Annotated in this window: 10 protein-coding genes; 2 read left to right on the top strand and 8 right to left on the bottom strand. The window is 59.6% G+C overall.

The window, feature by feature from the left end; translation table 11 throughout:
• Nucleotides 1–67: 67 nt before the first annotated feature.
• The gene (locus tag CQ009_RS06220) at nt 68–538 is read right to left on the bottom strand and encodes a hypothetical protein (RefSeq protein ID WP_064391362.1); all 471 of its coding nucleotides are present in this window, start codon (nt 536–538) and stop codon (nt 68–70) included.
• Nucleotides 539–991: 453 nt separating this feature from the next.
• Between CQ009_RS06220 and CQ009_RS06215 the strand changes: the two genes are divergently transcribed.
• Together CQ009_RS06215 and CQ009_RS06210 are read left to right on the top strand one after the other, a co-directional pair.
• Nucleotides 992–1,927 (top strand): chemotaxis protein CheV, encoded by a 936-nt coding sequence (locus CQ009_RS06215; protein ID WP_064391361.1) that lies wholly within the window; start codon nt 992–994, stop codon nt 1,925–1,927.
• 168 nt (nt 1,928–2,095) lie between these two features.
• Nucleotides 2,096–2,902, top strand: coding sequence for an MOSC domain-containing protein (locus CQ009_RS06210; protein ID WP_064391360.1), 807 nt, complete (start codon nt 2,096–2,098; stop codon nt 2,900–2,902).
• A gap of 98 nt (nt 2,903–3,000) precedes the next feature.
• Here the strand turns inward: CQ009_RS06210 and CQ009_RS06205 are convergent, their stop codons facing one another.
• From CQ009_RS06205 to CQ009_RS06175, 7 genes are all read right to left on the bottom strand, one after another.
• A complete protein-coding gene (locus CQ009_RS06205) occupies nt 3,001–3,285 on the bottom strand; it encodes a pyrimidine/purine nucleoside phosphorylase (RefSeq protein WP_064391359.1) in 285 nt (94 codons plus the stop codon).
• 105 nt (nt 3,286–3,390) lie between these two features.
• Nucleotides 3,391–3,933 (bottom strand): exonuclease domain-containing protein, encoded by a 543-nt coding sequence (locus tag CQ009_RS06200; protein WP_064391358.1) that lies wholly within the window; start codon nt 3,931–3,933, stop codon nt 3,391–3,393.
• A 70-nt stretch (nt 3,934–4,003) separates the two neighbouring features.
• Nucleotides 4,004–5,965 (bottom strand): acetyl/propionyl/methylcrotonyl-CoA carboxylase subunit alpha, encoded by a 1,962-nt coding sequence (locus CQ009_RS06195; protein ID WP_105705205.1) that lies wholly within the window; start codon nt 5,963–5,965, stop codon nt 4,004–4,006.
• 110 nt (nt 5,966–6,075) lie between these two features.
• Nucleotides 6,076–6,873: an enoyl-CoA hydratase/isomerase family protein gene (locus CQ009_RS06190; protein WP_105705204.1), complete on the bottom strand. Its 798-nt coding sequence runs from the start codon at nt 6,871–6,873 to the stop codon at nt 6,076–6,078.
• Nucleotides 6,870–8,027 carry a citronellyl-CoA dehydrogenase gene (atuD, locus tag CQ009_RS06185; protein ID WP_105705203.1) on the bottom strand — a complete coding sequence of 386 codons (1,158 nt, stop codon included), beginning with the start codon at nt 8,025–8,027 and terminating at the stop codon, nt 6,870–6,872. Before atuD ends, CQ009_RS06190 begins: the two co-directional genes overlap by 4 nt.
• Before the next feature lie 30 nt (nt 8,028–8,057).
• Nucleotides 8,058–9,674 (bottom strand): geranyl-CoA carboxylase subunit beta, encoded by a 1,617-nt coding sequence (gene atuC, locus CQ009_RS06180; protein WP_105705202.1) that lies wholly within the window; start codon nt 9,672–9,674, stop codon nt 8,058–8,060.
• Nucleotides 9,675–9,677: 3 nt separating this feature from the next.
• Nucleotides 9,678–10,547, bottom strand: coding sequence for an SDR family oxidoreductase (locus tag CQ009_RS06175; RefSeq protein ID WP_105705201.1), 870 nt, complete (start codon nt 10,545–10,547; stop codon nt 9,678–9,680).

Here is a 10,547-nt window from a genome sequence, read left to right as displayed (position 1 = left end):
AGGTTGGTTATTTAATTGGTTTTGTCGCTGGCAGGTATGAACTATTCAATTACGACATGCGCGCTCATCAGGCCTGTCGCTCTGAATAGGACATCAGTGACAAAGGCTGCGGCGCGAGGAGGGGCTTGAACCGGCTTTGGCCGACCTGAAAGGCGAAGGCCTCGATCAACGAGGTCTGTTCACTGTCATCCAGGCCTAGTTGCCCCGTGTTCTGATCAACCAGTTCGAGTTGCCAGGCCATCAGCGTGAAGCAGTCTTTCAAGGCCGCGAGCGCCTGTTCGTGCAGGTCGACATGATCCTGTGCCAGGTTGAGCAAGCCGTAGATGTGCAGGGAAAACTCGGAAACTGCCTCCAGTGCCAATGCCTGGGCTCTGCCCGCGAGCTTGAGGAGGGTATTGAGCATGCAGTCGATGGCGTCTTTGTCGTTGCTGATCAATTGCAGGTGGCTGAGGCACTCCTCGGACTTGGCCAGCAGCGTTTCGGCCTCGACAAGAAATTCGGGGAACCGCTGGGCCCACTCTTTATGGTCGATTGGCATGCTTATCTCCACCACGTCATGTCTGATGAGGGAATGCCGTGTGTGTCGACGATCATGAACCGTCGCGAGATCGCGCCCCGGTGCGCAGGTGCACAAATTCGGGGTTTCAAGAGGATGTGTTTCCACTGAACTGCGATCGCACACAATAGCCTGACTCCGTTCATGCAATGAGAATGGCGTCACATTAATGGCTATTGGATATTGCGAATATCAGGTTGGGCCTGATTGTCGGTAGGGGAATCCCTTAGGCGCGGGAACCTGGAGCGCAAACCGAGGTCGCGCCACAAGGGTTGTAACAGATGAAATCACGGGGGCCAGTAAAGCATGATGTTAATGTGACATCAATGACCGGTTGTGGCATTTTGATGGCGAATTTGGCAGTGATCAAGATTTGCCGCACGCAGCCGATAAACCCTCTTAGTGAATTCTTCAGAACAAGCCCAGGAGTCATTGATGGCCGGCATTCTCGACACGGTAGACCAACGCACACAACTGGTGGGTGAGAATCGCCTCGAAATTCTCATGTTTCGACTGGCCGGGCGCCAATTGTTCGCGATCAACGTGTTCAAGGTTCAGGAGGTGCTGCAGTTGCCTAAACTGACCCTGATGCCTCAGCGTCACCCATTTGTTTGTGGTGTGGTCAATTTGCGCGGGCAGACGCTGCCGGTAATCGACCTGTCTCAGGCAATTGGCATGCGACCACTGGTGCCGGGGCCGAACAGCACGATCATCGTCACCGAGTACAACCGCTCGGTACAGGCTTTCCTGGTCGGTGGCGTTGACCGTATCGTCAACATGAACTGGGAAGCCATTCTGCCGCCGCCAACCAGCGCTGGCCGTCAGCACTACCTGACCGCGATCAGCAAGGTTGACGATCAACTGGTGGAAATCATTGACGTTGAAAAAGTCCTCGCCGAGATCGTCCCGTACAACGCCAAAGTCTCGCGTGAAAAGCTCGATGATCCGGTGCTGGAGCGTGCCCGTGGCCGTGAAGTATTGCTGGTGGACGATTCCAATGTCGCGCTTTCGCAATTGCGCGACACCCTTGGCCAGCTCGGGGTGAAAATGCACATTGCCAGCGACGGCCTGAAAGCGCTGAACATGCTCAAGGCCTGGGCCGACACCGGCGTGAACATGACCGATAAGCTGCTGATGATATTCACCGACGCGGAAATGCCGGAAATGGACGGTTACCGTCTGACCACCGAAATTCGCAACGATCCGCGTCTGCGAGGCCTGTATGTGGTGTTGCATACGTCGCTGTCCGGTAGCTTCAACGACTCGATGGTGAAGAAGGTCGGCTGCGACAATTTCCTCTCCAAGTTTCAGCCGGACAAACTGGTCGACGTGGTGCGTCAGCGCCTGATGCTTGACGAAGTGCCGGCCTGATCACGCACCCCTTGTAGGAGTGAGCCTGCTCGCGATAGAGGGGGGTGTCAGCCCCAAATCATTGCTGACCCAACGCTATCGCGAGCAGGCTCACTCCTACGGTTTTTGCTCTTTGATTCCTGCTCCAGCTCGTATAGGGTGGCGTTTTTATCCTCCAGGGAGCTGGCCATGCTGCGTCTGAGCGCGCTTTATCGTTACCCGTTGAAATCCGGCAAGGTCGATGTGCTGCAAAGTGTCGACCTCGACAAGCTGGGGCTTGATGGCGACCGACGCTGGATGCTCGTGGACGAAGCCAGTGGCCGTTTTCTGACGCAGCGTGCCGAAGCGAAGATGAGCCAGTTGTCGGCCCTGTGGAATGAACAGGGCGGTCTGACGTTGAGTGCGCCGCAGCAGGCTGCCATCGACATCGCCCTGCCGGGTAACGATGCCGAGTTGCGCGGCGTGACGATTTGGCGTGACACCTTGCGCGTGCCGGATGCCGGTGAAGAAGCGGCCCGTTGGGTCAGCGATTTCATTGGCAAACCGACGCGTCTGGTGCAGGTGCCACTGGATCGCGCCCGCACCACGCAAGCCGGCTATGGCAACGAAGATGATCAAGTCGCGTTCGCCGACGGTTTTCCGCTGCTGTTGATTGGCGAGGCGTCGCTGCAGGACCTTTCGCAAAAGGTTGGGCGGCCGCTGGAGATGCTGCGCTTTCGACCGAATCTGGTGATCGAAGGCAGCGAAGCGTATGCCGAGGACAGCTGGAAACGCATTCGTATCGGTGATGTCGAGTTCCGCGTGGTCAAGCCGTGCTCACGCTGCATCCTGACCACCATCGATCCGCAAACCGGTGAGCGCAGCGCTGATCGTGAGCCGCTGGCGACCTTGCAGAAATACCGAGCCGAGGCCGACGGGGCGATGTTCGGCCAGAACCTGGTGAACGACAGCAATGGTCTGCTGGAGGTCGGGATGTCGGTGGAAATCCTCGAATAACCCGTCACCGAAACGAAAAATGCCCGTGTCCTTGGACACGGGCATTTTTTTGCGCAGTACTTCTTTTTTCGCTGCGGGCCGCGGGCTTAGCCGCGGGCTTAGCCGCGGTATTCGCACAGGTAAGCGGTATCGACAGCGACTTTCAGCTGGAACTTGCTGTTGGCCGGGACGTTGAACTGGCTACCGGCGGCGAAGGTTTCCCAGTCGCCGCTGTCTGGCAGTTTGACCGTCAGTGCGCCGGATACCACGTGCATGATTTCACGCTGGGCGGTGCCGAATTCGTATTCGCCCGGGGCCATGACGCCGATGGTCGCCGGACCTTCAGCGGTGCCAAAGGCGATCGACTTGACGGTGCCGTCGAAGTACTCGTTGACTTTAAACATGGGCGATTCCTCGAAAAGGGCTAAAAAATTGAGGCGGCCAGTATGCACAAGGCTTTCAACGCCGTCACCTGCCCGGCGTCTGTCCGGTGAGTTCTCGAATTGACCCTAGAGTGGCAACACCAGTGGCAATAACCGCGCGGTGTTGCGCGCATCTTCCAGCGCCCGGTGTTGCTGACCGCTGAACTGCATTCCCGCCAGTTGCAGTGCACCGTTGAGGCCCAGCGGGCGCTCGAGGCGTCGGGCCTTGGCGAAACGTTGCTTGAGGTTCATGTGCGGCACGCGGCTCAAGCCGCTGTCGATCTGCAGGCGCTGCCACTCCTGAAGCAATTGCTTGCGGTCGTAATCGCCCCAACTGGCCCAGCCTTCGAGGCGTGACTGATGCTGCGCAAGCCAACGTTCGAACGCCGGCCAGACTTCGTTGAGTGGCTGCGCCGCATCGATATTGGCTTGAGTGATGTGCGTCAGCTCGCGACAAAACGGCGTGAGCAGGGGCCGTCGTGTCGGTTTGACGAAGCGCTGGAAGTGATCCTGCTCGCGCCCGGCACGATCGACCAGCGTGGCGCCGATCTCGATAATTTCCATCTCGGTGACTGGCCAGCCACCCTCGTCGGTAGTGGCTTCCAGATCTATGACCAGCCAGTGGGGCATCGCAGGGTTCCTGATTTCCGCGTTCTGATAATTCAGAGCTTAGCCAAACCCTGCATTTGCGCTCGGCTGACTACTCGACCTGCAACAGAACCTGACGATTTTTTACCTGATCGCCGACCTTGACCTGCACCCGCTTGAGCACGCCGTCGATGCCGGCCTTGAGCGGGTGCTCCATTTTCATTGCCTCCAGCACCACCAGCAATTGACCTTTGCTGACCGGGCTGCCTTCGCTGACCAGTACGTCGACGATGGCACCGTCCATCGGTGCTTTCAAGGTGCCGGAACTGACGCTGGTCTGACTGTCGATCACCGCGTGAGTTCGATCCTCCAGCCGCAGGGCGCCGGGATGGGTGAACAGCCAGAGTTGACCGGCATCGAGTCGATAGGCGTGACGCTGGCGCAGGCCGTCGATTTCCAGCGTCACCGACTGGGTATCGTGGTTGATCAGTTTCAATTCGAGAGTGCGTTCGGCGACCTTCACCTTGAACACGCCTTGCGGTTCAGCAAGCAGTTGCAGGTTCCAGTTCTGAGCGTTGAGACCGAGGCGGTAAAGCAGCGGCACGCTGGCGTTATTGCGCCAACCGGAAAGCGGTTTGCGGTGGATGAGGGCGCTGGTTTGATAAAACAGCACCGCGGCGATGGCCAGATCTTCTTCACTCGGCGCGTATGGATGCAGGCAGGGGTGATCGCTGAAATGCTGCCCGATGAAGGCTGTGCTGAAGTTGCCACTGATGAACTGTGGGTGTTGCAGCACGCTGACCAGCAAGCGCTGATTGCTTTGCACACCGAGCAGCACCGTGTCCTGCACCGCGCGCAGGAGTTTGCGTCGTGCCTCCTCGCGAGTGGCGCCGTGGGCGACCAGTTTGCCGAGCATCGGGTCGTAGAACGGGCTGATCAGTTGCCCTTCGCGCAGGCCATGATCAATGCGTGTGCCGTGTTGCTGCGCCGGCTCCCACGCCGTGATGCGGCCGGTTTGTGGCAGAAAACCCTGTGTTGGGTCTTCGGCATAGAGTCGCACTTCCATTGCATGGCCGCTGAGTTGGACTTGATCCTGAGTCAGCGGCAACGGCTGCCCCTCGGCAACCAACAGTTGCCACGCTACCAGGTCCAACCCGGTGATCAGTTCGGTCACCGGATGTTCGACCTGCAAGCGAGTATTCATCTCCAGAAAATAGAACTGCCCACGCGCATCGAGTAGAAACTCCACGGTGCCAGCGCCGACATAATTCACCGCGCGTCCGGCTTTCAGTGCCGCCTGGCCCATGGCCTGACGCAACTCGGCGGTCATCACCGGGCAGGGCGCTTCTTCGATGACTTTTTGGTGACGCCGCTGTACCGAGCAATCGCGTTCGCCAAGGTAAATCAGGTTGCCCTGATGATCGCCGAACAATTGCACTTCGACGTGACGCGGCTCGATCAACGCCTGTTCGAGGATCAGTTCGTCGCAGCCAAAACCGTTCAATGCTTCTGAACGTGCGGTGCGCAGTTGTGCCGGTAAATCAGCGCCATCGTGGACCAGACGCATGCCGCGACCGCCGCCACCGGCACTGGCCTTGATCATCAACGGGTAGCCGATGCGTTCGGCTTCTCGCAGCAGGGTCGTGTCGTCCTGTTCGGCGCCTTGATAACCGGCGATGCAGGGCACGCCGGCGGCGAGCATGGCGATTTTCGACTGACGTTTGCTGCCCATCAATTCGATGGCTGCGACGCTGGGGCCGATGAAGGTCAAACCGGCTAGTTCGCAGGCGCGGGCGAACTCGGCGTTTTCCGAGAGGAAGCCGTAGCCGGGATGGATGGCGTCGGCGCCGCTGCGACGAGCGGCGTCAAGGATCGCCGGAATATTCAGATACGACTGCTGCACCGGGGACGGGCCAATGTGTACGGCTTGATCGGCCATTTGTACGTGCAGGGCATCGGCGTCGGCGTCGCTGTAGACGGCGACGGTGCGGTAGCCCAACGCCTGGGCGGTGCGCTGGATGCGGCAGGCGATTTCACCGCGGTTGGCGATCAGGATTTTATGGAGGGTTGGCATGGTGGGTTTCCTGAGGTTTTGGCGGTGGATGTGGAGGCCTCATCGCGAGCAGGCTCACTCCTACAGGGGAACGCATTTCAAATGTAGGAGTGAGCCTGCTTGCGATGCTTTCAGGTAGCCCACCGCGGTTTACGCTTCTGCACAAAAGCCATGGTGCCCTCGATCCCTTCTTCCCCCGTCACCGCCTCGGCAAACCACAGCGCCGCCTCATCAAGCAGTTCACTCGAAGGCTGCCCGGCACTGGCCAACAACAGTTTCTTGGTCATCGCATTCGCCTGCGGCGCACAACACAGCACATGTTGCAGCACCTCATCCAAACGTTCGGCCAGTGCCTGCGGATCCTGCTCGACAAAATGCACCAGCCCCAGACGTCGTGCCTGATGCCCGTCAAAGCGTGCAGCGGTCAGCGCCAGACGCCGAGCGTCGGTCAGGCCGATGCGCTGGACCACAAAAGGTGCGATCTGCGCCGGCAGCAAACCCAGACTGGTTTCCGGCAGACCGAATTGCGCCTGGTGATCGGCAATGGCGATATCGCTGACACAGGCCAGACCGAAACCACCACCGAGCACTGCGCCTTGCAGCACGGTGATCAGCACTTGCGGCGCGTGCTGCGCCTCTTCCAGCAAAGCACCAAAAGCGCGATTCAAATCACAGTAAGCATCCACACCCTGAGCACGAGCACTGGCCATGTCCTTGATGTCGCCACCGGCACAGAAATGCCCGCCGGCACCGCTGAGCACCAATGCGCGAACGCTGCGGTCATCGCGTACGCAGGCCAGCACCGCGCGCAATTCGCTGACCATCTGCAAGCTCATCGCATTGCGGCTGTCCGGGCGATTGAGGGTGATGTGCAGCACGCCGCCATGCAGTTCCAGTAACAGCGTCTGGCAATCGGGCAGGCTGCTCATTTCTTTTTCCCCGGCAGAATGCCCATCAGTTTGCAGATGATCCCCAGCATGATTTCGTCGGCGCCGCCGCCAATCGACACCAGTCGAACATCGCGATAGGCGCGGGCCACCGGGTTGTCCCACATGAAACCCATGCCGCCCCAATATTGCAGGCAACTGTCGCTGACTTCGCGACCCAGACGCCCGGCCTTGAGCTTGGCCATCGACGCCAGTCGCGTCACGTCCTGGCCTTTCACATACTGCTCGGTGGCCTGATAGACCAGCGCGCGCAGGCATTCGATTTCGGTCTGCAATTCGGCGAGGCGGAAGTGGATCACCTGATTGTCGATCAGCGCATTGCCGAAGGTTTTGCGCTCCTTGCAGTACTCGATGGTGCTGTCGACGCAATACTCGAGACCCTTGATCATGTTCGCCGCGCCGAACAGACGTTCCTCCTGGAACTGCAGCATCTGCATCATGAACCCGGCGCCTTCGTGGCCGACGCGATTGCGTTGCGGCACGCGCACGTCGTCGAAAAATACCTGGGCGGTTTCCGAACTGCGCATGCCCAGTTTGTCCAGGTGCGAACTGAGGCTGATCCCCGGCGTGTTCATCGGCACCATGATCAGCGACTTGTTGATGTGCGGTTTGTCGTCCGAAGTGTTCGCGAGCAGGCAGATGAAATCGGCGCTCGGCGAGTTGGTGATCCACATCTTGCTGCCGTTGATCACGTAGTCGTCACCGTCCTTGCGCGCGGTGGTTTTCAGCCCGGCCACGTCGGAACCGGCGCCGACTTCAGAAACACCGATGCAGCCAACCTGCTCACCAGTGATCGCCGGGCGCAGAAATTCTTCGCGCAACTCATCGGAACCGAAGCGGGCGAGGGCTGGCGTGCACATGTCGGTCTGCACACCGATCGACATCGGAATGCCGCCGCAATGAATAGTGCCGAACTCCTCGGCGGCGACAATCGAATAGCTGTAGTCGAGGCCCATGCCGCCGAATTTTTCCGGTTTGGAAATGCCGAGCAGACCGAGGTCGCCAGCCTTGCGGAAAATCTCGTGGATCGGAAAGCGTCCGGCCTTTTCCCATTCATCGACGTGTGGATTGATCTCGTGCTCGACGAACTGGCGGACGGTACGGCGCAGGGCTTCGTGTTCCGGGGTGAAGATCATTGTTATTGTTCTCCGTAAAATCCGTGGCGGTCAGAACCGGCTGACGCCGAAGCTGTTGGGTTGCAGCGTGCGACTGTCGGCTTCGTGGCAGATGTCCAGCAAGTAGCCGAGCAGGGTGCGCGTGTCGCGTGGATCGATCAGTCCGTCATCCCACAGGTTGGCGCTGCCGTAGAGGGCGGTGGATTGGCTGTCGAGTTTTTGTGCGGTGACCTGTTCGAGCATGTCGAGCATCTTCGGGTCTGGCGTCAAACCATCCTTGAGCTGTTTGGCTTCAGTCACAATGCGCAGCACTTTGCCGGCCTGCGCGCCCCCCATCACTGCCGTGCGGCTGTTCGGCCAGGCGAAGATAAAGCGTGGATCGAGTCCGCGTCCGCACATCGCATAGTTGCCGGCACCGTAAGAGCCGCCGACGACGATGGTCAGTTTAGGCACCCGCGCATTGGCCACCGCTTGAATCAGTTTCGAGCCGTGCTTGATCACGCCTTGCTGTTCCGATTCGGTGCCGACCATGAAGCCGGTGGTGTTGTGGAAAAACAGCAGCGGCGTCTGGCTCTGGTCGCACAACTGAATGAACTGCGCTGCCTTGCTCGCGCCGTTCGGGGTGATCGGGCCGTTGTTGCCGATGAAACCGCAAGCGCGGCCCTGAATCTTCAATTGACCACAAATTGTCTGTTGATCGAACTCGCCCTTGAATTCGACGAAGCAGGATTCGTCGGCAATGCGCGCGATGATTTCGCGCACGTCATAAGGCTTTTTCGGATCGTCGGGGATCAACCCGAGCAGTTCTTCGATCGGGTAGAGCGGCTCTTTGTATTGCGGTTCCGGCAACCATGGCAGTTGCTCGTTCCACGGCAGCATGCGCAGGATTTCACGGACCTGGCGCACGCCATCGGCATCGTTTTCCGCAAGGTATTCAGCCGTCCCGGCAACCTGTGCGTGCATCTCCGCGCCACCAAGTTCTTCATCGGTGGCGACTTCGCCGGTGGCTGCTTTCAACAGTGGCGGGCCGGCCAGAAACAGCTTGGCCTTGCCGCGCACCACCACCACGTAATCCGACAGCCCCGGCTGATAGGCGCCGCCCGCCGTGGCCGAGCCGTGCACCACGGTGATCTGCGGCAAGCCCATCGCTGACATGCGCGCCTGATTGGCAAAACTGCGTGCGCCTTCGACGAAAATGTCCGCTGCGTAATTGAGGTTGGCACCGCCGCTTTCGGCGAGGGTGATCACCGGCAGTTTGTTTTCCTGGGCGATCTGTTGCAGGCGCAGGGATTTTTTCAAGCCGCTTGGCGAAATGGTGCCGCCCTTGATCGCGCTGTTGTTGGCCACGACCATCGCGCGGATGCCGCAGACGTAACCGATGCCGGCAATCAGCCCGCCGCCGGCCGAGCTGCCGTCCTTGTCGTCATGCAATTTGTAGCCGGCGAGGCTGGCCAGTTCGAGGAAGGGTGCACCGGGATCGAGCAACAGGTTCAAGCGTTCGCGGGGCAGCAATTGCCCGCGTTTGTCGAATTTCCCTTTGGCTTCGGCGGCCTTGTTCAGCAGGTTCTGTTCGAGTTGCTGGACGTGTTCGATGGCCGTGAGCATCGCCGCACGGTTGCGCGCAAAAGCCTCGCTGTGCGGGTCGAGTTGGGACTGGATCTGCGGCATGGCTTACTCCTTGTCCTTCAGCACGTCTGGAAGGTAGGCGCGGTGGAAACCATTGAACGATTCGCTGTGAGTCGCCTTGTGCAGCGGCCATGCACGGCTGCCGAGGCTGGCTGCACCATCGATTTTCAAGGTGCTGCCACTGATGAACGCCGCCGCCGGGCTGAGCAGAAACACAATCGCCGCGCTGACTTCCGATTCGGTGCCGATGCGCTTGAGTGGCACATGCTCGCGCAGGGTTGGAATCACCGCTTTGAACGCGCCTTCGTAAGTGTCCATACCGCTGGAGGCGATCCAGCCCGGCGCCACCGCGTTGACCCGTACCCCGGCGTAACCCCATTCGAACGCGGCGGTCTTGGTGAAGTTGGCCATGCCCGACCGCGCCGCACCCGAGTGGCCCATGCCGGGCATGCCGCCCCACATGTCGGCGAGCATGTTGACGATGTTGCCGCCGTGTTTGCTCATCGACTGGTTGAACACTTCCCGCGCCATCAGGAAACCGCCAACGAGGTTGGTGCGCAGCACGGTTTCGAAACCTTTCTGATTGATCGAAGCCAATGGCGACGGGTATTGGCCGCCAGCATTGTTGACCAGACCGTGGATCGGCCCGTGCTCGACAATCAGTTCTTTCACTAATTGCTTCACCGCTTCTTCATCGCGGATATCGCAGGCCTTCCAGTGCGCGCGGCCCCCGTCTTCGGCGATTTCAGCGGCGACCTTTTGCAGCTTTTCCGGTTTGCGCCCGACCAGCAGCACATTGGCACCAAGCGCCGCCAGTTCATGGGCGGTGCAGCGACCAATGCCGCTGCCACCGCCGGTGACGATGATGGTCTGGCCGCTGAACAGATCAGCGTTGAAAATCGACGCGTAAGCCAT

This window comes from Pseudomonas sp. MYb2 (assembly GCF_002979955.1).
Taxonomy (GTDB): Bacteria; Pseudomonadota; Gammaproteobacteria; order Pseudomonadales; family Pseudomonadaceae; genus Aquipseudomonas.
This window is presented reverse-complemented; position numbering and strand designations above follow the sequence as displayed.

Excerpts from the sequence above, each read along its gene's own strand:
- CQ009_RS06220 (WP_064391362.1), bottom strand. The coding sequence starts at position 538 with ATGCCAATCGACCATAAAGAGTGGGCCCAGCGGTTCCCCGAATTTCTT.
- CQ009_RS06215 (WP_064391361.1), top strand. The coding sequence starts at position 992 with ATGGCCGGCATTCTCGACACGGTAGACCAACGCACACAACTGGTGGGT.
- CQ009_RS06210 (WP_064391360.1), top strand. The coding sequence starts at position 2,096 with ATGCTGCGTCTGAGCGCGCTTTATCGTTACCCGTTGAAATCCGGCAAG.
- CQ009_RS06205 (WP_064391359.1), bottom strand. The coding sequence starts at position 3,285 with ATGTTTAAAGTCAACGAGTACTTCGACGGCACCGTCAAGTCGATCGCC.
- CQ009_RS06200 (WP_064391358.1), bottom strand. The coding sequence starts at position 3,933 with ATGCCCCACTGGCTGGTCATAGATCTGGAAGCCACTACCGACGAGGGT.
- CQ009_RS06195 (WP_105705205.1), bottom strand. The coding sequence starts at position 5,965 with ATGCCAACCCTCCATAAAATCCTGATCGCCAACCGCGGTGAAATCGCC.
- CQ009_RS06190 (WP_105705204.1), bottom strand. The coding sequence starts at position 6,873 with ATGAGCAGCCTGCCCGATTGCCAGACGCTGTTACTGGAACTGCATGGC.
- atuD (WP_105705203.1), bottom strand. The coding sequence starts at position 8,027 with ATGATCTTCACCCCGGAACACGAAGCCCTGCGCCGTACCGTCCGCCAG.
- atuC (WP_105705202.1), bottom strand. The coding sequence starts at position 9,674 with ATGCCGCAGATCCAGTCCCAACTCGACCCGCACAGCGAGGCTTTTGCG.
- CQ009_RS06175 (WP_105705201.1), bottom strand. The coding sequence starts at position 10,547 with ATGGCTTACGCGTCGATTTTCAACGCTGATCTGTTCAGCGGCCAGACC.